General features: G+C 34.2%; 23 protein-coding genes, 1 tRNA gene and 3 pseudogenes. 14 read left to right on the top strand and 13 right to left on the bottom strand.

Annotation, left to right across the window (positions count from 1 at the left end; genetic code table 11):
- Positions 1 to 8: 8 nt before the first annotated feature.
- Positions 9 to 530: pseudogene (locus tag UZ34_04445) on the bottom strand (hypothetical protein).
- Positions 531 to 651: 121 nt separating this feature from the next.
- On the opposite strand from UZ34_04445, the pseudogene UZ34_04440 reads away from it, so the two are divergent.
- Positions 652 to 1,596 (top strand): annotated as a pseudogene (locus UZ34_04440) (hypothetical protein).
- A gap of 35 nt (positions 1,597 to 1,631) precedes the next feature.
- Positions 1,632 to 2,801, top strand: a complete 1,170-nt coding sequence (locus UZ34_04435; GenBank protein AKO64644.1) for a UDP-glucose 6-dehydrogenase — start codon at positions 1,632 to 1,634, stop codon at positions 2,799 to 2,801.
- Here the strand turns inward: UZ34_04435 and UZ34_04430 are convergent, their stop codons facing one another.
- Together UZ34_04430 and UZ34_04425 are read right to left on the bottom strand one after the other, a co-directional pair.
- Positions 2,802 to 3,575 (bottom strand): hemolysin, encoded by a 774-nt coding sequence (locus UZ34_04430; GenBank protein AKO64643.1) that lies wholly within the window; start codon positions 3,573 to 3,575, stop codon positions 2,802 to 2,804.
- A 14-nt stretch (positions 3,576 to 3,589) separates the two neighbouring features.
- On the bottom strand, positions 3,590 to 4,327 hold the full coding sequence (locus UZ34_04425) for a serine/threonine protein phosphatase (GenBank protein ID AKO64642.1): 738 nt from the start codon (positions 4,325 to 4,327) through the stop codon (positions 3,590 to 3,592).
- A gap of 24 nt (positions 4,328 to 4,351) precedes the next feature.
- Here UZ34_04425 and UZ34_04420 point away from each other — a divergent pair, with 24 nt between their 5' ends.
- Positions 4,352 to 5,116, top strand: coding sequence for a hypothetical protein (locus UZ34_04420; protein ID AKO64641.1), 765 nt, complete (start codon positions 4,352 to 4,354; stop codon positions 5,114 to 5,116).
- Here UZ34_04420 and UZ34_04415 read toward each other — a convergent pair.
- Entirely contained in the window at positions 5,097 to 6,680 is a 1,584-nt protein-coding gene (locus tag UZ34_04415) for a hypothetical protein (GenBank protein AKO64640.1), read from the bottom strand. The genes UZ34_04420 and UZ34_04415 overlap by 20 nt on opposite strands.
- Before the next feature lie 70 nt (positions 6,681 to 6,750).
- Between UZ34_04415 and UZ34_04410 the strand changes: the two genes are divergently transcribed.
- Positions 6,751 to 7,485 (top strand): hypothetical protein, encoded by a 735-nt coding sequence (locus tag UZ34_04410; protein AKO64639.1) that lies wholly within the window; start codon positions 6,751 to 6,753, stop codon positions 7,483 to 7,485.
- Here UZ34_04410 and UZ34_04405 read toward each other — a convergent pair.
- Genes UZ34_04405 through aceE form a run of 3 tightly spaced genes read right to left on the bottom strand, consistent with a single transcriptional unit; the run spans position 7,465 to position 13,164 of the window.
- A complete protein-coding gene (locus UZ34_04405; protein ID AKO64638.1) occupies positions 7,465 to 9,183 on the bottom strand; it encodes a dihydrolipoamide dehydrogenase in 1,719 nt (572 codons plus the stop codon). The genes UZ34_04410 and UZ34_04405 overlap by 21 nt on opposite strands.
- A gap of 7 nt (positions 9,184 to 9,190) precedes the next feature.
- A complete protein-coding gene (locus tag UZ34_04400) occupies positions 9,191 to 10,507 on the bottom strand; it encodes a branched-chain alpha-keto acid dehydrogenase subunit E2 (GenBank protein ID AKO64637.1) in 1,317 nt (438 codons plus the stop codon).
- 2 nt (positions 10,508 to 10,509) lie between these two features.
- Positions 10,510 to 13,164 carry a pyruvate dehydrogenase gene (gene aceE, locus UZ34_04395; protein ID AKO64636.1) on the bottom strand — a complete coding sequence of 885 codons (2,655 nt, stop codon included), beginning with the start codon at positions 13,162 to 13,164 and terminating at the stop codon, positions 10,510 to 10,512.
- A gap of 156 nt (positions 13,165 to 13,320) precedes the next feature.
- On the opposite strand from aceE, the gene UZ34_04390 reads away from it, so the two are divergent.
- Positions 13,321 to 14,760: a peptidase M17 gene (locus tag UZ34_04390; GenBank protein ID AKO64635.1), complete on the top strand. Its 1,440-nt coding sequence runs from the start codon at positions 13,321 to 13,323 to the stop codon at positions 14,758 to 14,760.
- A 319-nt stretch (positions 14,761 to 15,079) separates the two neighbouring features.
- Entirely contained in the window at positions 15,080 to 15,268 is a 189-nt protein-coding gene (locus UZ34_04385; GenBank protein AKO64634.1) for a hypothetical protein, read from the top strand.
- Positions 15,269 to 15,454: 186 nt separating this feature from the next.
- Here UZ34_04385 and UZ34_04380 read toward each other — a convergent pair whose 3' ends face one another.
- The gene (locus UZ34_04380) at positions 15,455 to 16,477 is read right to left on the bottom strand and encodes a hypothetical protein (protein AKO64633.1); all 1,023 of its coding nucleotides are present in this window, start codon (positions 16,475 to 16,477) and stop codon (positions 15,455 to 15,457) included.
- A gap of 231 nt (positions 16,478 to 16,708) precedes the next feature.
- Between UZ34_04380 and UZ34_04375 the strand changes: the two genes are divergently transcribed.
- From UZ34_04375 to UZ34_04355, 5 genes and pseudogenes are all read left to right on the top strand, one after another.
- The gene (locus UZ34_04375) at positions 16,709 to 18,748 is read left to right on the top strand and encodes a hypothetical protein (protein ID AKO64632.1); all 2,040 of its coding nucleotides are present in this window, start codon (positions 16,709 to 16,711) and stop codon (positions 18,746 to 18,748) included.
- Between the two features lie 23 nt (positions 18,749 to 18,771).
- Positions 18,772 to 19,131: pseudogene (locus tag UZ34_04370) on the top strand (hypothetical protein).
- A gap of 107 nt (positions 19,132 to 19,238) precedes the next feature.
- Positions 19,239 to 20,243, top strand: a complete 1,005-nt coding sequence (locus UZ34_04365) for an arsenic transporter (protein ID AKO64631.1) — start codon at positions 19,239 to 19,241, stop codon at positions 20,241 to 20,243.
- A gap of 28 nt (positions 20,244 to 20,271) precedes the next feature.
- Positions 20,272 to 20,347: transfer RNA gene (locus UZ34_04360), tRNA-Arg, on the top strand.
- A gap of 1,129 nt (positions 20,348 to 21,476) precedes the next feature.
- Positions 21,477 to 21,914, top strand: coding sequence for a hypothetical protein (locus tag UZ34_04355; GenBank protein ID AKO64630.1), 438 nt, complete (start codon positions 21,477 to 21,479; stop codon positions 21,912 to 21,914).
- Positions 21,915 to 21,926: 12 nt separating this feature from the next.
- On the opposite strand, the gene UZ34_04350 is transcribed toward UZ34_04355, so the two are convergent.
- The 3 genes from UZ34_04350 to UZ34_04340 all read right to left on the bottom strand — a co-directional run bounded on the left by UZ34_04350 (position 21,927) and on the right by UZ34_04340 (position 23,095).
- Positions 21,927 to 22,169: a hypothetical protein gene (locus UZ34_04350; GenBank protein AKO64629.1), complete on the bottom strand. Its 243-nt coding sequence runs from the start codon at positions 22,167 to 22,169 to the stop codon at positions 21,927 to 21,929.
- 282 nt (positions 22,170 to 22,451) lie between these two features.
- Positions 22,452 to 22,631, bottom strand: a complete 180-nt coding sequence (locus tag UZ34_04345) for a hypothetical protein (GenBank protein AKO64628.1) — start codon at positions 22,629 to 22,631, stop codon at positions 22,452 to 22,454.
- Positions 22,632 to 22,855: 224 nt separating this feature from the next.
- Complete coding sequence (locus tag UZ34_04340) at positions 22,856 to 23,095, bottom strand: hypothetical protein (GenBank protein AKO64627.1); 240 nt, start codon at positions 23,093 to 23,095, stop codon at positions 22,856 to 22,858.
- A 157-nt stretch (positions 23,096 to 23,252) separates the two neighbouring features.
- On the opposite strand from UZ34_04340, the gene UZ34_04335 reads away from it, so the two are divergent.
- The 3 genes from UZ34_04335 to UZ34_04325 are packed head-to-tail and all read left to right on the top strand — an operon-like array spanning position 23,253 to position 24,591.
- Complete coding sequence (locus tag UZ34_04335) at positions 23,253 to 23,741, top strand: rod shape-determining protein RodA (GenBank protein AKO64626.1); 489 nt, start codon at positions 23,253 to 23,255, stop codon at positions 23,739 to 23,741.
- Positions 23,742 to 23,751: 10 nt separating this feature from the next.
- Positions 23,752 to 24,372 carry a heme-binding protein gene (locus tag UZ34_04330; GenBank protein ID AKO64625.1) on the top strand — a complete coding sequence of 207 codons (621 nt, stop codon included), beginning with the start codon at positions 23,752 to 23,754 and terminating at the stop codon, positions 24,370 to 24,372.
- Between the two features lie 6 nt (positions 24,373 to 24,378).
- Complete coding sequence (locus tag UZ34_04325; protein AKO64624.1) at positions 24,379 to 24,591, top strand: hypothetical protein; 213 nt, start codon at positions 24,379 to 24,381, stop codon at positions 24,589 to 24,591.
- A 181-nt stretch (positions 24,592 to 24,772) separates the two neighbouring features.
- Here the strand turns inward: UZ34_04325 and UZ34_04320 are convergent, their stop codons facing one another.
- Entirely contained in the window at positions 24,773 to 25,036 is a 264-nt protein-coding gene (locus tag UZ34_04320; protein ID AKO64623.1) for a hypothetical protein, read from the bottom strand.
- Positions 25,037 to 25,046: 10 nt separating this feature from the next.
- Positions 25,047 to 25,415, bottom strand: coding sequence for a hypothetical protein (locus UZ34_04315; protein ID AKO64622.1), 369 nt, complete (start codon positions 25,413 to 25,415; stop codon positions 25,047 to 25,049).
- Between the last annotated feature and the right edge of the window lies 1 nt (position 25,416).

The raw sequence follows: 25,416 nt of genomic DNA, 5'->3' as shown, positions 1-25,416 counted from the left end.
TTGTAATAAAGAAATAATTTAAAAATGATATAACCTATGATCCCTCCAATAAATACATCAGAAGGGTAATGCATTCCAAGAATCACTCTGGATAAAGCTATGAATAGAGTAAAAATAAATAATATTTCTGTAAGGTCAGGGAAATAAAAAATTAATATCAATGAAAAAATAATTGCATGCAGAGTATGCCCTGATGGAAAACTGAATTGATCAAGTATTCTTCCTCCAAGATATATAGATTGATTAATTTTGTATGGTCTTGGTCGGTTGATTTTATTCTTTAGTGTTTTATAGACAGTTGTTCCAATTAAACCAAAAAAAATCATTTCTAATGAGATTAGAATGCCGCTATTCGACATGAAGGGAATCAGAAATATTGTCACATACCAAATTTTTCCATTACCCAACCAGCTTATGAAATTAAAAAAGTTTTGTATAAATAGAATTTTTGATAGACGATTAAGCTTTATACACCAATCAGTGTCTACTTTGTTGCATTGGTTAATAAACATCTTTATAGATTTTGGCATAATTAAAGGTTATTCATCAAATATGAAACATTTATGACATCTTTCTTTTTTTTTGAAGAAACAAACAGATTGGTGATTCCTTGTCACAAAATTGTAATATTTTGATGAAAAAATAGTGTTCATGAAAAAGATACTTATCGCTAGTGATACTTTCGAACAAGTCAATGGAGTTTCTACGACATATAAAAACATTTTTGAATATTCCAATAAAAAGATCAAAATCATTCATCCTGCATTATTTAAATATAGATCTTTCAAGGCTTATCCAGAGATTCAGTTTTGTTTTCAATTTTTGAGAGTTTATAGGGAAATTAAAAAACACAAACCTACCCACATTCATATTGCTACAGAAGGACCAATTGGACTGGTAGCAAGATTTTATTGCAAGATAAATAATTTACCTTTTACATCCGCATATCACACACGATTTCCTGAATATTTGGAATCATATTTTGGACGTTTTAAAAATGTGGCCTACTTATATTTAAAATTATTTCATAAGAAGTCAAAGATGATTTTCGTTCCAAGTAAATCATGTTTAGATGATTTGAAGAAATTAGGATTTTCTAATCTTAATTTATGGACCCGGGGGGTATCGGATGAGTTAATTGTTGATGCTCCTTTTAAAAGAAAAAATAAAAATAAGATTAAAGTGCTGTATGTAGGGAGAGTTTCTAGAGAGAAAAATCTTTTAAAGTTGTGTGAATTACATAATCACTTTGAGATAACTATTGTTGGTGATGGCCCTATTAAGTATGAACTTGAAACAAGATATAAAAATATTAAATTTGTCGGTTATAAGTTTGGTAAGGACTTAGCGCAATATTATCATTCGAATGATGTTTTTTGTTTTCCAAGCTTAACTGATACTTTTGGGATAGTAATCATTGAAGCTCTTTCAAATGGACTTCCTGTTGCAGCCTATGATGTAACTGGACCTAAAGACATTGTCACACATGGTGTTGATGGTTTTCTTGGAAAAAATTTAAAAGATAATATTGAGCTTGCTTTTAGATTAAATAGAAATGAAATTAAACGTCAATCATCAAAAAAATGGTCATGGCAACAATGCCATGATATTTTAATTTCAGGATTAATTCATTGAAAATTGCAGTTGTTGGTATAGGGTATGTTGGACTAGCAAACGCAATAATGCTTGATCAGTCGCACAATGTTGTACTAGTTGATGTAGATGAAGTAAAAATAAAAAAAATTAATCAGGGAAAGTCCCCAATTAGTGACTCTATGATCGATGATTACCTGGGCAATGTTAGTAAAGATTTTTTAGCGACTAAAAATTTTGAAAAAGCATACAAAGATCGTGAGTTAGTCGTGATTGCTACGCCAACAAATTATGATGTTGATAATGATTCATTCGATACATCTTCAATTGAAAAATCTATACAGAATATCTTAAAAGTTAATAAAGACTGTATGATTTTAATTAAATCAACCATTCCGGTTGGTTATATTAATTATTTAAGGAAAACTTTTAAATTTGACAAGATTTACTTTTCACCAGAGTTTCTTCGTGAAGGCACAGCGCTTTATGATTGCTTAAACCCATCTAGAATTGTTGTAGGTGGAAAAGATCAATACGCAAAAAAAATTGGCAAGATATTCAAAAAACTCTCTCTTAACAGAACAGCTCCTTTAATTTTTACGAATGAATTAGAGGCGGAGTCAATAAAGTTGTTCGCAAACACATACCTTGCTATGAGAGTAGCTTTTTTTAACGAATTAGATACATACGCAATTAAACTAGGTATGGATACAAAAGATATATTAGATGGCGTGTGTACAGATTCAAGAATTGGAAATTTTTACAATAATCCCTCTTTTGGTTATGGGGGGTATTGTTTACCAAAAGATACAAAGCAGCTGCTATCGTCTTATAAGCAAATCCCCAATAATTTAATGAAGGCTATAGTTGACAGTAATTTGACAAGAAAACAATTTGTTGCGAATAAAATTATTGAAAAAAAGGTTAAAACAGTTGGGGTATACAGATTAGTAATGAAATCAAAATCCGATAATTTTAGAGAATCTGCGATAATTGATGTAATTAAAATTTTGAAACAGGAAGGCCAAAAAATTATTATTTACGAACCATTACTAAATCAACAAAAAAGTATAATGACATTTGACATTGAAAAATCTTTTAAAAAGTTTACCAATAATTCGGATTTAATTATTGCTAATCGCATTGATACAAAAATAAAACCTTATGCAAAAAAGATTTTCTCCCGCAGCATTTCTGATGAAAATTAATTATTTCAGAAAGTGAGCTTTATATTTTATTGGTAAATTCTCCAAGTCAAGTAGTGTAAGAAAATCAGCAGTTTGAAATTCTGGATCCCAAGCAGGTTTGCCAATAATTTTTGCTCCAAGTCTAATATAACCATTTAGTAGAGGCGGTATAGCGCCTTTTTCTCCATTACATAACTTTTCAACTGGAAGTGGATGCAAGGGGTAAACGTCTGCTAATTCAAGAAACTGTTTATGAGATTTTAATTGATAATACAAATTAGCAGCGTTGTATCCCCCATCTTTTACTGATACGCTTGAGCAGCCAATTAGATAACGGAATTTATTTGTAACCATAAATTTTGCAATCTCGGCCCATAGCATCATTATTACCCCTCCAGTGCGATATTTTTTATCAATACAAGCTCTTCCAAGTTCTATCATTTCATTTTTTATAGAAGCAAGACTTCCTATATTAAATTCACTTTCTGTGTATAAAGACCCATACTCCTCTGCTTTATAAGGGGTAAGTATTCTGTATGTGCCAATAGGTTGATTATTGGTTGCATCTTTAATTATTAAATGTTCGCAGTAATCATCGAGGGTATCCTTATCGAGAGATCCTTTTATATTTGCTCCCATTTCTTTTTTGAAAATTTTATAACGAAGTTTTTGTACTGTTTTTAAATCATTTTTATTCTGAATCCAGTCAGCTAAGATTAATGGTCTATCACTGGATTTTTTAACTCTTTTTGCGGTTTGGACATTGCGGTTAATTTGTAGATTTGTAATTTTCATATTTAGCCCTTTGGTTATTTAATTTCTTTCCAGTAAATCAACTTTATGTTGCCATTTTTATCCTCGACTAAAGCTGAAAGGTGTTCAACCCAGTCTCCATCGTTGTAGTAATTAATTCCATCAATAGTTTCTATCTCAGGATGATGAATATGACCACAAACAACTCCATCACATTTGTTTCTTCTGGCTTCATTTGCCATAAATAATTTATAGTTTTTTATGTATTTTTTTACATTTTTTGATTTCATTTTTACTTGCGTCGCAAATGACCAATGGGGGAGATTTCTTGAATTTCTCCAGTCAGTAATTTTTGTTGAGATAAATATAAAAAATGAATAGAGAAGGTCGCCAAGTTTGTTCATCAAGACAGATACGTGTCGCACATTATCGAATTGATCTCCATGTGTAACTAGTATCTTTTTTTTATGTTTAGTTATATGAATTGTATTTTTCTTAAATGAGATAGAGGAAAACTTAATTAAGCTTAAAAAATTTCTTAAAAACGAGTCATGATTTCCTGGAATATAGATAACTTTTGACTTTCTTGCAATTTTTAGAACGATCCTAATGAATTGGTTATGAGACTTTGGCCAGTACCATTTTTTATTTAACTCCCAACCATCAATGATATCTCCTACTAAATATATTTTATCTGCTGTATTATGCTTAAAGAAATTATTGAGATGCTTGACGTTGGAAGATTTTGTTCCTAGGTGCGTATCTGATATCCAAATAGTACGAAAGTGATTCATGAAAACCATTCAAAGTTTTTTGTAATGGTAGGCCATGAATATGTAAAAAATATGACAGTTTCAAATTTAGTAAGAATATTGCAATTATTCGTTCATGTGTTAGCAGGACTTTTATTGGCGGTAACATTTCCTGTAATGACAAAAAAAATGAAGACTTTAATTATCAAGTCTTGGTGCCTTTGTTTGTTAAGAATTATTAAAGTAAAAATAAAAATATCGGGGCAAAATTTAAGTTTATTAAAAAATAAATTTTTTGTTGCAAATCACATCTCTTGGTTAGATATTATAGTTATAAACAGTATTATGCCAGTAGCATTTGTTGCCAAATCATCTGTGAAAAGCTGGCCAGTCTTTGGCTTAATGGCCAGGTTTACGAACACAATATTCTTAGATCGCTCATCGAAAAAATCCATGCTAATGGCTTATCAGCATATCAAGTCTTCATTGAGTCATTCCTCAATTTTTATTTTCCCAGAAGGCACTTCTACAGTTGGAAAACATGTTAAGCCGTTTCATAGTAATTTTTTTCAGATCCCAGTTGATCTATGTAAATCAACTTATCCAGTTTCTATTGAGTATTTAAAAGATAATCAATTTACAAATATTCCAGCATATGTTGGCGATGATACATTGGTTGAATCTATTCTGCGGATAGTTAAAAATCCTGGATTTGAGGCTAGCGTCACTTATTTTAAAGGTATAGATGGGAAGAATAGAAACAGAAAAGAGATTGCGATTAATGCCAATCAAATTATTAATGAACAAATAGTTAAGAAGTTTCGATCTTAAAATGGTTATTTAATTTTTTCCAATATGAATTTTCTTTTTTTAATCTGAAGGATAGATATGGGTTTTGGCCTAACCAATCTTTTTTGAAACTAACAATAATTCTTTTTTTTGATTTATCAATTTTTATATTTGAAAAATCAAACAATTCCCTATTTTTACATAAAATATAACTTAGTCTTAGCGTAAATAACATAATCCAATCGATATATTGCTTATTAAAGTTATAAGTATTTAAGGAAGCCCTGTGAGCATGGACTAAAGTAGAGAGCCTAACTTTTTGTTTGTTGGTAAAGCCATGAAGTTCACTATTACTAATAATGTAACTTGAATAGATGTGATAATTTTTGAGATTAATGGATTTGCCAATCTCCAATAATCTTGAAGCCCACAATAAAATTTTTCTATCCTCCTCTTTTGAAATCAACTGTTCAGACAATGATGTAGCGGTGAGGTAGACTCGATTAGTTTGTTTTGTATCAGAATAAAATTTTTCTTCAAGAATTTTTATCTCTTCTTCACATTGATCTTTGATCTTATCTGACACGTCAAGCGGAATAATTTTCTTATACGCTCCAATGGCATTGTTTGGATTATCAATCAAATTAAATAATCTTTTATGAATAGATCCGTATAAAAGAGCTGATTCTGTAACTTCCATTTGCTTAATTTTTAAGTGTTCAAAGACGGCTAATAAAATAGATAAACCACTTGCAATAACGCCTTTTCGATCACTTTTGATTCCACTCAGATTGGATTGATTTACATCACCAGCCTCCAAGAGTTCTGTTTTTATTGCTTTTAATCCTTTCAGTGTTATAAAACCTCCAATTTCATCAATTGGACTATTGGTAGTTGTGTCAAGATTGTTGATTAAAATAATATCGGCAATGGCCCTGCATGTTCCAGATGTACCGATCACATTTGCCCAGTTTTTAAAATCTTTAGTTAAGTTTTTTTCTAATACTTTTTTTGCATGAACTACGGCATTATTAAAAGCTTTCTTTGTTATTTTGGTGCCATCAAAAAAGCTTACCGCAGAGGTGACACATCCCAAGGAGAGTGATAGTGAATCTTTGATTTTTTTTCTGTCACCAATAATGATTTCTGTGGATCCACCGCCTATATCAATAATCAACTGTTTTCCACTTAGCTCGGGTGAGACGTGCATCACACCTTGGTAGATAAATTCTGCCTCTTCGTGACCAGATATGATCTCAATATCAAAACCTAAAAGCTTTTGCGTATTTTCAATGAAATTTTTATTTTTTATAGAGCGGAGAGTATAGGTTCCGACTGCGGTAACAGATTTTTTGTCAAACCTACGAAGGCGATCACCAAATCTAATAAGGGTCTCATAGGTTTTTTTGATGTATTTTTCTGAGAGAAAACCTTTATCGTCTAATCCTGATGCAATTTTAATCGACTCTTTAATGGTGTCCAGTTCCTCGATATGAATAATTCCATTGTTTGATACGATTTTAGCAATCATTAATTTAAAGCTGTTTGAGCCTAAATCAATGGCGGCTACCAAGTTCTCTGTTTTGTTCGATAAAAAAGAATCCATCTTTGCTAAAATATACCCGTTATTTATTACATAATTATGTCATTAATTTTTTATTTATAAGATTTAATTTATGGATCTATTCATTGATGTTGGAAATACAAAAACAAAGTGGTGTTTATCTTCCAATGAGGATGTTGAAAAAACAGGACTCATTTTCAATACAGAGTTAAATGATTTAACCATTAAAGCGGAACGAATTGAGAATGTGCTTATATCTAGTGTCAATTCTGAAGTGTTGGAACAGCAAATTATTGAGAAGATAAAACCCTTGTGTCCACATATCTTGTTTGCTAAAGTTAATAAACATTTTTTAAATACTAATTATTCAAATGAATTAGGGGTTGATCGGTGGCTGGGTGTCTTAGCACTAACTGAGAGAACCAAAAAAAATGCAATCATCATAGATTCAGGTACCGCGTTGACCATTGATTTGTTATTGTCTGATTATGATTCATATCTGCATAAAGGTGGATTAATTCTTCCTGGATTCCATCTGTTTAACCAGTCTCTGATGCAAAACTCTGCTGCAATTAGAATGAAAAACAAAGACATGACTATAGATATTAATAATTCTGATATGGCTTTACTGCACGGATTTTTAATGTCTGTTTCAGGTGCGGTTGAAAAATTTATCATGCATCATCACCTTGATTTTAATGAGATAGATATTTATCTCACCGGTGGTGATGCCAATATTATTTTCGATTCTCTTGAGGAGCAGATGCAGCAAAAATACCACAAGATTGATAATGCAGTGATCGAGGGTTTAAAGATATATAAAAAATTAGCGCTTACGGATAAATAAGTCTGTAATCGTTCCCTCATACACCTCAGAAGCCATGGCAACAGACTCTGATAGGGTGGGGTGAGGATGAATGGTTAAGCCAATATCTTGAGCATCCGCACCCATCTCAATAGCCATACAGGCCTCAGCGATTAATTCACCAGCGTTCACTCCAACAATACCTGCGCCGATAAGGCGTTTGGTTTGTTTATCAAAGATAAGTTTGGTCAACCCTTCCGTTCTGTTATTAGATAAGGCTCGACCGCTAGCAGCCCATGGAAAAGCTGATTTTTCAATTTCTATGTTATTTTGCTTAGCCTCGTTCTCGGTAACACCCACCCAAGCGACTTCAGGATCAGTATAAGCGACCGATGGAATGACGTTGGCTTGGTATTCGACTTTTTCTCCTGCAATCACTTCGGCAGCAATTTTTGCTTCATGAGTAGCCTTATGGGCCAGCATCGGTTGGCCTATGACATCGCCAATCGCATAGATGTGTGGCACATTTGTCTTAAATTGTCGATCAACATTAATAAATCCTCTGTCATCCACATTAACACCTGCTAATTCGGCATTGATTAATTTTCCATTTGGAGTACGTCCAACTGAAATGAGAACTTTGTTAAAAGTATCTTCAAATTGACCATCTTTATTTTCAAAGGTAACTTTAAGGTTATCTCCGTCAGCCTTAATCTCAACAACCTTAGTATTAAGATGAATACTTTCAAATCGTTTTTCCATTCGTTTTTGTAAAGGACGAACAAGATCACGATCACATCCTTGAATCAGGCCATCAGCAAGCTCAACAACAGTAATCTTGGAACCGAGGGCATCATAAACGGTACCCATTTCTAACCCAATAATACCGCCACCGACAATCAACATTCTTTCAGGGATATCTTTAAATTCAAGAGCACCAGTGGAGTCAATGATGTTTGCATGGTCCGGTGTGTTTGGAATGACAATTGGTTTAGAGCCAACCGCTATGATGGCTGAATTAAAATTCACCTTAGTCGTTTTTTTATCTTTATCTTCAACATCAATGGAGTTGGATCCGGTAAATTTTCCATAACCTTCAATTACAGTCACTTTTCTTTGGCCGGCCATTTGACTCAAACCACCAGTCAGCTTACCCACGACATCGTTATTTTTCCATTCACGAATTTTTTCTAAATCAATCTCAGGCTTATTAAATTTAATGCCATGATGACTGGCATCTTCAGCTTCGGTGATGACTTTGGCCATATGCAACAAAGCCTTAGAAGGAATGCAACCCACGTTCAAACAAACACCACCGATGGAAGAAAATCGTTCAATTAAGGCTACCTTCAGACCAAGGTCTGCAGCTCTAAAAGCGGCTGTATAGCCCCCTGGACCTGACCCAAGCACAACAACATCATATGCGTCGTCATTATTATTTGTTGGTTCAATAGGCTTGGTTGAGCTTGATTTTGTTTCAGCGGGCTTGGTTTCTTTAGCGCCAATGATGTCATAACTGAGGATGTTGTCTCCTTGCTTTACCTTATCCCCAACTTTTAAAAGCAATTCTTGAACAATCCCATCAAAAGTAGCAGGAATGTCCATCGATGCTTTTTCTGATTCAAGGGTGATCAGGGCGTCATCAGTCTTGACTGAGTCGCCAGCTTTCACATGAATTTCAATCACTTCAACCGAGTCAAAGTTACCTATATCTGGGATAGTAAATGTTTTATTAGCCATAGATTTTTTAGAGAAGTAGTCTTCGAACGTCAGATAACATCATGCGTAAGTGTGATGTAAATCTTGCTCCATCAGCACCATCAATCACTCGATGATCATAAGATAATGAAAGTGGTAATATTAATCTCGCCTCAAATCCTTTGGAATTGTTGTCATAGATGGGCTGCATTTCAGCTTTAGACACACCCAAGATAGCCACTTCTGGGCAATTAATGATTGGAGTAAATTTTGTGCCTCCAATGCCACCTAGGCTGGATATGGTAAAGCAACCCCCTTGCATCTCATCAATCGTGAGCTTTCTTTCACGTGCCTTAGCAGATAAGGCGGATAAATCTTGAGCAATTTCAAGAACGTCTTTCTTTTCGACACCCTTAACCACTGGAACAACTAACCCGTCGGGTGTATCGCATGCAAAACCAACATTAAAGTAATTCTTATAAATTAGACTCTCACCATCTGCGGCTAAGGAAGTATTGAAAATAGGGTAAGCTCTAAGCGCATTCACTGCAGCTTTCATGAGGAAAGCTAATAGAGTTAATTTGGTTCCACGTTTTTCTGCCTCAGCCTGCATCGATTTTCTAAAGGCTTCTAAATCAGTGATGTCTGCATTATCAAATTGGGTAACATGTGGCGCTGACACCCAGTTTCGATGAAGGTTGGATCCTGATATTTTTTTGATTTTTGAAAGCGGCTTCGTCTCGTTCGGACCAAATTGATCAAAATCGATGACGGGCATCGGGCTTGGTGCAAAATTAGCCCCCATATTTTGTGAGCGTGGTTTGCTTAATTCACCCTTAACGTAATTTTGCACATCTTCAATAAGGATTCTATTTTTACGCCCTGAACCGTTAATGAAGGATAAATCAACCCCTAACTCACGGGCAAATCTTCTGACCGAAGGTGAGGCGTGACTTTTTTTACCTGGCTCGGCAACAATACTTTCTGCCACCGGCATCGGTTTATTTTCAGGTTGAATTGTCTGAGGTGGTTCTGGAGCTGGCCGAGAAGGTTCGCTAATAATTTTGTCTTTTACATCATTAGCCGCTTCTTTTTTTGCAGCTGGTTTTGACTCCACCTTCTTTTCGTCGCTTGGAGCACTTTCAAAAGTGGCGATGGCAATACCTTCTTTCACCTTGTCACCCACGCTGACCTTAATCTCTTTAATTATTCCAGATTCAGTGGCAGGGATATCCATTGAGGCCTTATCCGACTCTAGGGTTATGAGCGGATCATCTTTATTGACTTTATCACCCGGTTTAACCAGGATCTCAATGACGTCAACACTATCAAAATTACCAATATCAGGTATTAAAATTTCACTCATAATTAACTCAATGCAGGATTAACTTTAGAAGGATTAATGTTGTATTTTTTAATCGCTTCGCTCATAACTTTTTTATCTATTTTGCCTTGATCCTTCAATGCTTTTAAGGCGGCAAGGACAACATAGTATCGGTCTACTTCAAAGAATGATCTCAATGCTTCACGGCTATCTGATCTTCCAAACCCATCTGTTCCAAGCGAGGTAAATGAGTTAGGAATAAAGTTAGCAATTTGATCTGAAAATGATTTCATATAATCCGTCGAAGCAATAATCGGTGACGCAGTGTCAGTAATTTGCTCTTGGATAAATGATCGTTGTTCGTCATCAGGGTTTAATAGGTTGTGCCTTTCAACATCCAAAGCATTGCGACGAAGCTCAGTAAAGCTGGTCACACTCCAGACATCTGATTCAACGCCCCAGTCACTTTCAAGCAACTGTGCTGCTTCAATGACCTCTCTTAAAATGACGCCTGAACCCATGAGCTGGACTTTATTTTTCGCCTTGCCAGATGCTTTACTAAATTGGTACATCCCTTTGATGATATGATCTTCCACACCTTTAGGTATGTCAGGGTGGGAGTAGTTTTCATTCATTATTGTGATGTAGTAGTACACATCTTCCTGATTTTCAATCATGCGATATAGACCATTTTGAACAATCACGGCCAACTCATAAGCAAAGCAAGGATCGTACGATACACAATTAGGAATGGTCGCTGATAATAAATGACTGTGACCATCTTCATGTTGAAGTCCTTCACCATTAAGTGTGGTTCGTCCTGCTGTGGCACCTAGTAAGAAGCCTCTTGTTCTTGAGTCACCAGCCGCCCATGCAAGGTCACCAATTCTTTGGAAGCCGAACATAGAATAGAAAATATAAAAAGGTATGGTTTGTATTCCTGTGGTGCTGTAAGAAGTACCAGATGCAATCCATGATGAAAACGAACCAGCCTCATTAATCCCTTCTTCTAGAATTTGTCCATCTTTTTCTTCTTTATAAAACATCACCTGGTCAGCATCTTGTGGTTCATACAACTGACCCACTGACGAATAAATTCCCAATTGCCTAAACATACCCTCCATACCAAATGTTCTCGCTTCGTCTGGAACAATCGGTACCACGTATTTACCAATCTCTTTATCTTTCACCATGGTGGTTAACATGCGAACAAATGCCATGGTGGTTGATATTTTTCTCTCACCCGTTGATGTTAGAAGATTTGAGAAGCTATCTAATCTTGGAACCGTTAATGAGTTCCCTTTGGTTTTTCTTTGAGGCAATGATCCACCCAGCGCTTCTCTTCTCTCACGCATATAAGTCATTTCTGGAGAATTAGGTTCTGGTTTGTAGAATTTTAGATTTTCTACTTCTTCATCTGTAATCGGAAGATCAAATCGTGATCTAAATTTTTTCAGTGACTCAATGTCCATGCTTTTTTGCTGATGGGTAATATTTTGTCCCTCACCAGCATCCCCCATACCATAACCTTTTACTGTTTTGGCAAGAATAACCGATGGCTGACCCTTGTGTGATGTTGCCGCAGCATAGGCAGCATATACCTTATGCGGGTCATGACCGCCACGGTTTAGTCTCCATATGTCGCTATCTGACATGGCGGAGACCATCTCTTTTAATTCAGGATATTTACCAAAGAAATGCTCACGTGTGTAAGCCCCACCTTTGGCTTTAAAGTTTTGAAATTCACCGTCCACACATTCTTCCATGCGTTTTTTAAGGAGACCTTCTTTATCCAAATTAAATAACGGATCCCAGTAGGAGCCCCAGATTACTTTAAGCACGTTCCAACCAGAGCCTCTAAAATCAGATTCAAGTTCTTGGATTATTTTTCCGTTTCCTCTAACCGGACCATCTAGACGTTGTAAGTTACAGTTCACAACGAAAATAAGATTATCTAGTTTTTCTCGTGCCGCGAGTGAGATTGCACCCAGCGACTCTGGTTCATCCATCTCACCGTCACCGCAGAATACCCAAACTTTACGATCGCTGGTGTCAGCAATGCCACGATCATGAAGATATTTAAGGAAGCGGGCTTGATAAATTCCCATAATAGGACCGAGCCCCATAGATACCGTGGGGAATTGCCAGAAGTCAGGCATCAACCAGGGGTGAGGGTAGCTTGAAAGCCCTTGACCTTTTGACTCAAGCCTAAAATTACTGAGCTGAGCTTCAGTTAATCGACCTTCTAAAAATGCTCTTGAATAAATACCTGGTGAACTGTGACCTTGAAAAAAGACCAAGTCTCCATCAAAGTTTTCGTTTGGTGCACGGAAGAAGTGGTTAAAGCCCACATCGTAAAGAGTTGCAGAAGACTGAAAGCTTGCAATATGCCCACCGATTCCAGGTGATTTTTCATTAGCTCGCAATACCGTCATTACCGCATTCCAGCGAACAATAGCCCTAATTCTTCTTTCCATATCAGGATCGCCTGGATGTTTTTGTTGTAAATGAGTTGGTATCGTATTTACATATGAAGTAGTAGCATTGTAAGGAAGATTGGATCCTGAGCGACGAGCCTGATCAATCATCATTTCGATCAGATAATGAGCCCGCTCAGCCCCATCTGATTCGAGGACTGAATTAAGTGAATCTATCCATTCCTGGGTTTCTTGAATATCTGTATCTGGATACAACTCCATAAACTACAACTCCAAATTGAAAACGTAATAAAAATAAATCTTAAAATAGTTCTAATAAAATATTAAGAACTTTAAGTGTGAAAAACATCTCGAAGAGTATAATTTTACGTTAAATATTCAATTTTTCATAAAAAATTTAAAGGGTGGAATTTAATCATGAAAGTAAAAATTAATCTTCAAAAAAAATCAGACAAAATGTCGCTAAAATCTGCGAAACATTATCTAAATGTCATTAAAAATGATAAATCTGAATTATTTTCTGATATTGCAAAAGCTAAATTAAAACGTTTGAATATGAAATTTAATGATTTAGAGACCAAATTTTTAAGTGTTGATGGGGATAATGCCGGCCATTATGTGTTTATAAAATACAGCAGTAAGAGTACTTTTAAAATTCAGACACATTTAAGAAAGGGTCTCAAAAATCTTTTAAGTGAAAACCCAGATACCATTAATTTATTTTGTGAAGATGATGACCCCACATGGAACCGTGAGCTGCTATATACAACCCTTTTAAATTCTCAAGACCTACCTTCAAGAAAAAGTAAAACTGAGAAAAAACAACTTAAGGTGATTAATTTTTACGGTAATTTATCTGCTAAAGATGTTGCAGAAATTGAAGCCTTGGTTGAGGGAAACACTTTGTCAAGACAGCTTACGATGACTCCGCCCAATGATTTGACCCCAACGCATTACCGTCGAGAAATAAAAAAATTGGCGACTAAAAGAAAATGGAAATTCAAAGAATACAACATGGGTCAGTTAAAAAAAATGGGAGCGGGGGCCTTTGTTGCAGTGGGGCAAGGTTCAGAGCCTCAAGATGCGGCTATCGTACATTTGACTTACCAGCCTAAAACTTTTAAAAAAACCATTACTCTAGTTGGAAAGGGCATCTGTTTTGATACCGGGGGCCACAACCTAAAACCCTCAAAATATATGTTCAGCATGCATGAGGATATGAATGGTTCCGCTACTGCCTTGGGAATCTTGGAGGCGGCCGCTCTTAATAAACTTCCTGTAAAAATCGATTGCTGGCTCGCAATCGCACAGAACCATATTGGACCAAAGGCTTATAAACAAAATGATGTCGTGAAAGCTTTAAATGGAAAGACCATAGAAATTATTCATACAGATGCTGAAGGCAGAATGGTTCTCGCTGACACCCTTACCTTAGCTACAAAAACAAAATCGGATGCGGTCATTGATTTTGCCACATTGACCGGTTGCATGGCGGTAGCTATGGGAGATCGTTATAGCGGTATATTTAGTAACAAACCAGAGCTTGCCTGCCTTGCAGTTGGTTCAGGACAGCAAGCAGGAGAAAGGGTGAGTAGTTTTCCCTTTGATGAGGATTATGAGGAAGATATAAAAAGCGATATTGCTGATATTAAACAATGCACATTGGAAGGTGGGCCGGATCATATTCACGCAGCACGCTTCTTAAGTCAATTTTTGTCTGACTCTAAACAGTCGTGGCTGCATGTTGATTTATCCTCAAGCAATACTAAAGGCGGTCTAGGTGCTGCTATGTCTGATGTCAATGGCTTCGGTGTGAGGTTTGGTTTTAATTTGATACAAGACATTTTAAAAAAATAAACTAGAAGGTCTTCCAAGTTTCATCAAATTCAAAATTATCTCTGTGCTGAGAACGAATATCTAACAAACAATCTTGGCACAGATGCACCCAGTCTTGATTTTCACCATATCGGCATCGATACATGATTCTATCCTGTACCGTGCACTCAAAACATATATTTTGCATACATCAATATTAGCTTAATTTTAATAATATTTGCAAAGGGCATGAAAGACTTAAATAAATAAAAAAGACATAACTAAAATAATTAATTATTGTCTTTATTTTTATTAAATAATTGTATATAATATATTTTTTTTAAAATTATGGAGAAAAAAGATGGCGAAATCGCTTAAAAAAAAGGTATTGGTAAAAGTTGCGAAAAAGGCAGTAAAAAAAGCTGATGTTAAAAAGAAAAAAGTTGCAAAAGTTCTGAAATTTGCAAAAAAAGTGGTAGCTAAGAAGGCTCCATCAAAAATGAAGGTGGCTAGAAAAATTGCCAAAAAAGCAGTAAAAAAAGCTGCTTAAAACTTTCAAATATAAGATTAAAAAAAACCGCCAAACGGCGGTTTTTTTTTGTTATCAAAAAAAGAATCTTAAGTAATAGTAGAGTTTAGAAGCATTACAATTGTTTTTTAGCCGAAGTTGTTACTTCTTTGTAAGTTTTTCAACTTTTTTTGATTCTTTAAATTTTTTATTCAATAAAGGCTCCACTTAATATTTTCCCGGAAAAATCCCCATGGCAACATTCATTAGAAGTTTGTGGCCTTTTTGACGATACCGATTGATGTAACGTTTCACATTGCTCATCTCTTTTATATCCACACTTTTTACAATGGCTTTGATAAGTGGGTTAGATTTCTGCATATTCTCATATAGTTCTTTAAATTTAACTAATGAAGCAGGTGCAGTATCTTTATATTCTGGTTTATTGACAATTATGCTCACTTGATACGCTAACTCTTGTTTGTCTTCAAATTTTTGATTGAAAACTGTTTTATTTAGCTCAAGTAATAACTTTATATTGATTGGCTTAAGTCCTTTATTGATGGTCGGTGCAAATTTATGTTTAATGATCACTTCTTGAGTTTTTGTTTTATCAAGAATTGGCTTCATCACAGTTTTAAATTGATTAACCAAGGTATCCATTGATTTATTAACTGGAATACTTAAATTGACTGAGGTTTTAGATTTTATATATTTACTGACTTCCTCGACTTTTGACTTATCCTCGAATAGATAGGCCTTCTCTTTCCACCAAGCCTCAAAACTTAATGCATCTGATTTCCAATCTTTGTAAATTTTTTTATGTTTTTTGAAAGCTTGGTGAATTTTTTTATCTTTTGATGCCTTTGCTTGCTGATAGGCGTCATACCAAAGTTGATAGCTAGATTTGGGGGCTATTAAATACTCTGGAATTGGCATTACGACAGGTGCTTTAGTTTTTTTAACTGAGCTTTTAGCAGTACTTGTATTTTTAGCATCTTGTTTAGTAACTGCAGGGTTCTTCTTTTCTGAAGTTGGCTTGCTACCACCTTTAACACCAGCCTTATTTTGCACTGCCGGAGATGATGGAGTATTTTTCACACCAGCATTATTTTGCACTGCCGGAGATGATGGAGTATTTTTCACATCAGCATTATTTTGCACTGCCGGAGATGATGGAGTATTTTTATTTATATAAGATTCAACCGAACTAAAATTACTCTTGTTCACATTGTTATTGTTTTGTGTCATTATTTTCTCCTTTAAATATATTTAATAAATTAAATAAATATCAATTGAAGACATATTAACAAATTTTTAATAATGTCTCAAGACATTATTAAATTATTTTTTTTATGTCCTAAAAAAAATTGTTCCAAGATTCTATATTTGAACAATATATGGAAGTAATAATTAAATGAAATCAGTCACTTATGATATTTGTCATAAATATGTCATCTAAATATTTTAAAATTAAATAATATGAGTTTTACGTATCATGATCGCGAGCTGAGTAATCTAGATTTTATTTCAAGAGTTCTCACCATCGCTTGTAATTCAAAAGTTCCATTAATTGAACGCTTCCGTTATGTTTGTATTTGTTGTTCATTGCTGGATGAATTTTTTGAAATCCGCTTTTCAAGCGTCCTTGAAGAAGCCAAAAACACAAAAGATCCAAAAAACATTGAGAAGAAAATTGGTTTAATCCAAAAAAAATCAAAAAAAATTGAAAAATCAATCCAAGAAGAGCTTTTTGGAAAGATTATTCCTGTTCTTAGAGGTCACGATATTACCTTGTTCATAGACAATGATTGGCCAGAAAACTATGGCAAAACAATAAAGCGGATATTTAACCAGCAAGTTAAGCCCTACCTCAATTTGATCGTTTTAAATGTTAATCGACCTTTTCCGAAAATGATTAACAAATCCACAGGTTATTTTGTTGAGTTGCATGAAAAAGATACAAAACAAACCCGATACGCTATTGTCCAGATACCGAGACAATTTCAGAGAGTCTACGAACTCCCAAAACAAACAACTGGAGCAAAAAAACACGGCTTTGTTTTTTTGGTGGCAATGATGCGTGAGTTTGCTAGCTCATTATTTCCTGATCATGACTACATTAATGAATACCAATTTAAGGTGACAAGGAATTCTGACCTTTTATTATCAACCGAAGATATGGATGATTTAAGGGATTCAATATCCGGTAAATTAAAGACCAGGCAAACAGGGGAGCCAGTTAGGATTGAAACATCCACTAGAATGCCAAAGAACATCGTTAAGTTTATCGCTGATAACCACGATGTGACAACAGAATACATTCATCCCTTCCGAGGTACACCTTCATTGGCAAATTACGTAGGCCTGTTGGATCATATAAAAAATAAAAATTTCTTTTTCCCAAAACATCAGCCTAAAAAAGTTTCTTTTGGAAAAGATATATTTGAATGGATAAAAGAAAAAGATCGACTTGTGCACCATCCTTATGAGAGTTTTGACATTGTGAATAAGTTTGTAAAATCTGCCGCTAATGATCCCAATGTAATTTCAATAAAGCAAACAATTTATCGAGCTGATAAACGGTCAAAACTTATTCAGTCTTTGATGGACGCATCAATTAACGGTATTGATGTAAATGTTGTAATTGAGCTGCAAGCAAGATTTGATGAGGAAGCAAATTTAAAGTGGGCTGAAAAACTAGAAAATGTTGGAGCACATGTAGTTCACGGAAAACCAAATTTTAAATGCCATGCTAAATTATTAATCATTAGTCGAAAAGAAATAAACCCTAAAAATAATAAACCATACATACAAAACTATGCTCATTTGGGAACAGGTAATTATAGTGCTGGTAATGCAAATTCATATACAGATTTCGGTCTTTTTACTGCTGATAAAACAATATGCAATGATATCTTAATGACCTTTGATCTTTTGTCTGGAGTACGTAAAGCAATTAAACCAAAGGAGATAATTCACTCGCCAGAATCGCATATGTCTTTTTTAAAAAGAATGATATCCCATGAAATAAGACAGGCTAAGCTTGGAAAAACTGCTGAAATGATTATTAAGGTTAATTCATTAACCGATATAAGAGTTATCGATATGCTATATAAGGCCTCAAATACTGGAGTAAAGATCACCATGATTGTAAGGGGTGTGTCGAGATTAATTCCAGAAGTGAAAGGCCAATCAGAAAATATAAAGGTTTTATCAACTGTTGGAAGATTTTTAGAACATCATAGGATATTCTATTTCTATCATGGCGGAGAAGAATTGGTTTATTGTTCCTCAGCAGACTGGATGGAAAGAAATTTATCTAGAAGAACTGAAGTAACCTTTCCAATTAAAAATCAGAGGCTAAAAGAAAGAGTCATTAATGAGGCCTTGTATCCTCACATAGAATCAAAACATACCTATTGGCTATCAAAAAAATTGGATTATTCACTTAAAAATAAAACAGGTGATCCGCGCCATCCAAATGAGATTGCACTCGAACAAATCAAGAAGAATAATTAGATACTATTCATAGAAAGATAATAATGAATATTGCATTTATCTGTACCCACAATAGCTGTCGCAGTATCATGGCTGAGGCAATAGCAAAGTCAATTGCCTCCAATAGTTTTAATGCATATAGTGCAGGAAGTAGCCCAAGTGGCAGGATCAACCCCAAAGCAATTGAGATACTAACAAATCATGACATCAGTACTCATAACTTAATTTCTAAATCAATTAATGATTTACAGCATATACGATTTGATGCAGTTATAACTCTTTGTGGAAGTGCTCATAACGAGCCATGTTCAATATGGGTTGGCGATTGCATTAAATCTCATTGGGGCTTTGAAGACCCTTCTGTTTTCGCTGATGGTCCTGAAAAGGATAGGGCTTTTCAAGATCTATTTGATAAATTAAAAAAAGTAATATCAAAGTTTTCTGAGTTAATTCAAGATAATCCTGATTTATTAAAAAAACATATTAAGCACATTGAGGAGACATTCATATAATGGGTATTTTTGAAAAATATTTAAGTGTTTGGGTTTTCCTTGCAATTGTCATAGGTCAATTGTTAGGTTTGGTTTTTCCTCAACACTTCCAACAAATAGCAGTACTTGAATATCAAAATATCAACCTAGTGATCGCCATACTTATATGGGCAATGATTTTACCAATGATGCTACAAATTGATTTCACAAGCATTAAAAGTCTATCAAAAAAACCACAGGGTCTATTCTTAACCTTGAGTTTAAATTGGTTAATTAAGCCCTTCACTATGTTTTTTATAGCTACTTTTTTTATGTCATATATTTTCAGTAGCTATATCTCTGAAGAAGTGGCTCAATCGTATATTGCTGGCATGATTTTACTTGGCGTGGCACCTTGCACAGCAATGGTATTTGTATGGAGCCATTTAATGAAAGGGGATGCCAACTACACTCTTGTTCAGGTATCGGTGAATGACTTGATTATGCTTTTTGCATTTGCTCCAATTGCTGGGTTTTTGTTACAAGTTTCTGATATTGTCGTACCTTATGAAACGCTATTTACATCTATCTTTTTATTTATCGTGATGCCGCTAATTGCATCTATATTGATTCGTCAATATTTTATAAAAAATCTTGGGCAAATCATTCAAAAGCTTAAACCACTTTCCGTCATTTCATTATTGTTGACCATACTCATATTATTCGGTTTGCAATCAGATAATATTGTAAATAATTTTTTTCATATGGTTCTAATTGCTATCCCATTAATACTTCAAACTTACCTAATATTTTATTTAGGTTACTTTATATCTAAAAAAATAAAGTTAACAAAAAATATCGCTGGGCCAGCCTGTTTAATTGGCACATCCAACTTCTTTGAATTAGCTGTTGCTGTTGCTATTACTTTATTTGGAATAAATTCACCTGCTGCGTTAGCCACTATCGTTGGAGTTCTTGTTGAGGTTCCTGTGATGCTTCACTTGGTAAATATTATTAATAAAAAATACAAACCAACCTTAAAGTAATAATCAAGTTAAAATACAAATCAGATAAGCCCTCGTAGCTCAGTGGATAGAGCATCCCCCTCCTAAGGGGAGGGTCGCACGTTCGATTCGTGCCGAGGGCGCCACCTTTTCAAAAATTCAAAATGTATTTCAACACACTTTGAGCACACTTTTTAAGTTGAATAAAAACTCATCTGCCTCTGCATACCCTAAGCCAACTAAAAAACTTAAACAAAAAACAACAAGCAAAAAAGCTTTTCTTAATTCCATATTAATTTCCTTTATCTGCTGTCATGATCGACTCATAATTAATAGTTGATTGACCTACTTCAACTTTAGAGCTTTTACATGACTGAATAAATATCAGCACAATGAGTAATAAGACAATTGTTAAAATCCTATTCATACTTCAGCCTTTGATGGTGGCTATCCACTTGCCGCTGGATAGCCTAAGCGGAAGAGGGCTCTATGAAGTAAAATATACTGACCTCTTAGTTAAGAGATGACTGTTTTATGAATGGTCAGGATATTTTTAACATACTATCTGTTAAAAATAGTAGCTAGATTTGAAATTCAATCAATAGATGAGAAAAACAAATCTTCGAAGTCAGTATTATTAAATACCCAGTAAAGTGATAGGCCTATCAATACAAAAATAACAATTTTTTTCATATAAGAATAATACCAGTAATTTTACTAACCTCATCATAGCCATCAAAGCAAGCGGAACGAATACAATATGGTATTTACTTAATATTTGACGAGGTGAATAATGTGCTTATGAAAGCTTGCTCACGATGCAAATCTAATATGATTATCGAGATTGCCTATGAAGATCTAGTTGATGTTGAGGCAACAAAACCTGAATTTAAATGTAAGTCATGTGGGTATGAATTTGGTGGATTAGATAAATTCTTGAATGATGAATTTATCAATGATGATCTGTAGTTAATTTATGATAATTTCATACCCTTTAGATTTGAACAGAGTGAACTGTTCTTAAATATTTTCGTCTTTGTTGTTTGAATAAATAACACAGAGATAATATTATGGAATGGTTCGCTTCAGGTTATGTAACAAATGGTATTTTGTTAACTTGGTTTATCATGTGGGCATTTTGTCCTTGTTATACCAAGCTATATGACTATTACAAAAATAAAAAAAATAAATAACTCATAAATATTTATGAAGTTTATTTACAGGTTTTTTAGGTTTTTGGTATATTTTTTAATCATTATTACTCATTCGCCTTCAATGGCAGCAAGTGATGTGATGGAACAAATGTACCCTAAAGATAGCTCATCTTCGGTAACTTATGTATGCACTCCTGAGATATCGTCTGGGGTGAAGTTTGATAAATCATCTAATACATTTAGCAGTACTGAATTCTCAGTAGATTTACAATATATCATTTCAAAATATAGCCATTGGGTTATCAATTACTTTGGACAGAATGTTGATTTAACTTCTGGTCAAGGTTGCGACGACAGCATTATGAGTGAAACTGGATTTCACAGACTGTCCTGTAACATCATTGGTGGGCAGATGCTGGTTGACTTACAGGAAATGAAATTTGTCAGGACGAACATGATGGGTTACACAGGTGTAAATAATCATGAGGAGCAATCTAAATTAAATAACCCCTTTATTGAGGTGGGGGCTTGCTCAAAAGTAATAGCCAAATCTAGTTGATTGAACTGGTAACTATCGATGCCAGATCATGAGTTTTTTCATTGCTACAGAATTTACTAATATAACCACTACTGGACCAAGAAATAGAGTCACTAGCATTTCAAACATGGTGTAGTGTTTTAGATAGGTCATTCCAAGAATTTCAGAATCAAATAATTCCAGACTTGCCATACATACAATTATCAGCAGTGAGTGAAATATAGTGATTGCAAATAAAACATTCATTAGTTTTTTGTAATTATTCACGGTAACCAATCTACTTTCTAAATTTATTCATTATTATTCTGATTAACCAGCGAAAAATAAAGCGTCTAAAAATCATAAATATGATTCTCATCGGGAAATTTGCTGGTAGTTAATCTGTTTTTTTTGTTTTTTAAACAAATTAAATAGTACTTTCAGCACATAAGGAATAACAAAAACTCCTAGAGTGATAATGATAATACGCATTTTTTATTTTTACCCATAATTCAAATGAATAGTAATGACTTAAGGAGGTTAAAACAGTTCAGTTTTGATATCTTTGGTTATCCAGTTTTATGTTTTAAAGCGCATATTTATCCAATTTTTTACAGCCTTTTCGCTCCATAATTGAGCCCCTGTATGTAAATGAATTGGTTTTGGAAATAATCCATGTTTAGCTAATAAAAAGACCTTTTCTTTGCTTATCTTTAACATTTTTGCAACCTGGGGAGCGGAGAGATATTTTTCTTTCATTTGATAAATGTAACATAAATCAAATATTATGCACTTATGATTCTCGTATCAATCTGATAAGTTTATTCATCAAAAAGGAATCAATATGGAAGACAAGAGGTGTTGCGGAAGTGGGACTTGTATCATTAATGCCGAAGGCGTTTGTTGGTGTGGACAGCAATGGGATGGCGAGAAGATGGTTTCACCTCATACAGAAAATAATGACACCATGGAAAACGAGTAAGTTACTCACATTTTGATGGTACAGATATGCCATTCTTTTCTTCAAACATCTGAATCGTGCTGTTATTTAAAACATGTTTGCTTATCTGTCTATCGGTATTTAGAAACTTATATCCATCAATACAGACAGTTCTAAATTTAATACTCTTAATTTGCTCTTGCTTAATAATTTTAGCTTCTGGGTATTCTTCAGCAAAACTGATGGTTGAAAGTAGAACAGTTGTGATTAAATAAAATCTCATATAACTCTCCAATAAATTAATCTTTCATCCCATATTAGCTTATAAAAAAAAGATATGTTTAAAATTACAAAATATTGAGTCTTGATGTGAAACATTACATAAATTCTATTGTCTTCCTCATACATATAGCTAATTACAGTATTAAGGAATTTTTGAGATGAAAAATTACATTACCAGCATTCTATTTTTCTTAGGATTTTTTATAGTTCCGGCATATGCAGCTGAAAAATCGAAAGCAGCAGATAATGCCAGCTTGTATATTATTTCACCCACAGATGGTGAAACGGTTACAAACCCTGTCAAAATAGTTTTTGGTCTTGATGGTATGGGGGTAGCACCGGCAGGAATAAAATTTAACAACACAGGGCATCATCACCTCTTAATAGATGTCGCTGAACTGCCTGATACTAATTCACCAATTCCAAGTGATGACAATCACAGGCATTTTGGGAAAGGTCAAACAGAGACTGTCATTGAATTAGATCAAGGTGAACATACACTGCAATTAATGCTTGGTGACCATATGCACATTCCTCACGACCCAGTGGTTGTTTCAAAAAAAATAAAGATCAATGTGAAAGGCAAAGAAATTTCACCTCAGGAAGAAACAAAATGTATTTCCAATGGGTATGGTGGGTGTAAATAAAGATTAATTTATGAGATACCTATTTTTAGCTAGTTTACTTTTTATAAATAATTTTTTTAGTACTGTGATGGCGACTGAAGAACCAGAATTTAAACTTATCTCGGAAGAGGGTGAGTTTCAAATAAGAGAATACGACCCAAAGATAATTGCTCAAGTTGAGGTAGAAGGAGATTTTGATGAAGCCTCATCCGTGGGATTTAAGTTATTAGCTGATTACATTTTTGGAAATAATCTCTTAGAGGGCGAGAGCCAAAAAATTAGTATGACCACTCCAGTTGAGATGTCCCCAATGTCTGAAAACTTTTTAATCACCAGTCCGGTAATGGACGACCAGGTTAACGACAAGTGGTTGATGAATTTTGTTATGCCTCAAGAATACAGCTTAGATACTTTGCCTAAACCTAATAACCCTCAAGTTAAGATTATTGAGGTACCTAAAGAAAAATATGCAGTTATTTTATTTTCAGGGCTTGTTCGAGAGTTTAGTTATTCTGAGAAAGTCGAACTGTTACATAACTATCTTGAAGAGAATGGTTTAAAACAGCAGAGCGCTGTCAAGATTGCTCGCTATAACCCACCCTGGACCCTACCTTTTTTTAGAAGAAATGAATTGATGGTAAGGATTGATTAGGAATCAATGAAAAAAATTTTTTATATACCTTTGAGTTCAATTATAGGCCTAATTAGCTTTTTAATATGGATAGAGTCGGATATTGATAATTACCATGATGAAGATACGTCAAATAGCAATGAAGCCAGGGGTGTTAAAAAAGAGAGACAAGAGGAATTTAAACCTCTTAATCCATCTGAAAATATAATTCCTCTCAGTGAGCTTGGTAATGGAAAATAAACTTTGGCAATGCTTTTTTATTTATATAATTATTGCTTGGATTTGGTTATTCACTCATTACAAAAACTTTGGTCAAACCAAGTATATTCAATTGGTAAATCAAAACAATGCAGAATGTCCGGTAGGTGAAATAATCGTTTTATAAAGTAGTTTTTGATGAATTCAAAATGAAATATTGATACTACCAACTATTGTTTGTGCGACATTGCTTTGCAATAACTCTTTCCCAATTAGTTTTTTCTTTGTCATATAAATTTGAGGCCCAGCTATCTTCAATAAACTTTTTTTCTTTAGTTGATAAACCGTCTTTCCAGACATCAAATGATTTAAATTCTTCACCTTTCCTAATACAATCTTGGGTTGGTGAAAGCCAAAAGTACAATGTAATGAGTAAAACAATTACGAATAAGAGTTTTCTTAAGTCTTTAAGATATGTTTTTATCACTTAGAGCTTCCTAATTGCTTTCCACAATACGACACTTACCTTTAAACTGATTGACCGTTTTAGCTGAATTATCTTTTTTGGTTAGCGTAATAGTTTGTCTGTAGTTAATATCTTTTCGACCAATAGTAATTAAATCTTGAATGTCTTCATTATCGTTTTCAAATCTACCTTGGCAATTCATTACCCAATTATCTTTAACACATTGCAAAGGCTCCTTATACCTGATAACAATAAGTGATTCTTTAGATGTGTCGTAGATGATACTTTCATTCATTTCTGTTGGTTGATTATCGTTATTTGATTTATATTTACATTCAAATGTAATTTCTTCAGCAAAACTTACTAGTGGAAAAAGAATGAATACTAGATACTTATGCATG

The organism is Methylophilales bacterium MBRSF5, assembly GCA_001044335.1.
Classification (GTDB): domain Bacteria; phylum Pseudomonadota; class Gammaproteobacteria; order Burkholderiales; family Methylophilaceae; genus BACL14.
The sequence above is the reverse complement of the archived record's forward strand: the minus strand, read 5'-3'. Positions and strand labels throughout refer to the sequence as shown.